The organism is Bradyrhizobium sp. STM 3809, assembly GCF_000239795.1.
GTDB lineage: Bacteria > Pseudomonadota > Alphaproteobacteria > Rhizobiales > Xanthobacteraceae > Bradyrhizobium.
The window spans coordinates 1-509 of the sequence record NZ_CAFJ01000783.1; the positions used below are offsets into that span (position 1 = coordinate 1).

The window sequence follows — 509 nt, forward strand, 5'->3', positions numbered from 1 at the left end:
GCAGGCGGCAGTCACCACAGGATTGGCCGAGCAACCGGCCTTCCCTGCGCGACGGTTTGAACGGCTTATACGTGCTCTCCTCGGTGCGCCGGGCTTTCTGGCCACCGTCATCGCCGCGCCGCGTCAGCTGGCGCCGTCGATTTGACCTCAGCGTCGGGAGGTCGGGACCACACGATTTCGCCGTACGCCCCGCGGCCCGTCGTCTTGCGCAAAAGCACCGGGCCCGTGACGTCCATCGCATCCCACCCGCAACGCTCGTGACGACCGCGACGCGCCCCTCTCGTGCGGGCGGGACGGCGACAGGAAAACCGAAATTCGTCTCAAGCGAAAGAAGAATGTTTTTGACGATCGGACTGGACAGGGGTCATGCCGCTGATCGCGCATCGGGATTTAGTTTTTGCACGCATGGCTGTTTTGGTGTCAAACCCGTTGCGAGACGGCATCGAGCTGTGGCCGTCGGGCAAATCAGGTCGGTGCAGATGACGGAGCAGGACACCCCTCATGACGCG

1 protein-coding gene is annotated in these 509 nt (G+C 63.7%); it reads right to left on the bottom strand.

Annotated features, from left to right (window positions below):
* Window positions 1-320: 320 nt before the first annotated feature.
* Window positions 321-509, bottom strand: a 189-nt coding sequence (locus BRAS3809_RS37210; protein WP_210161124.1) for a hypothetical protein, incomplete at its 5' end; no start/stop codon positions are given.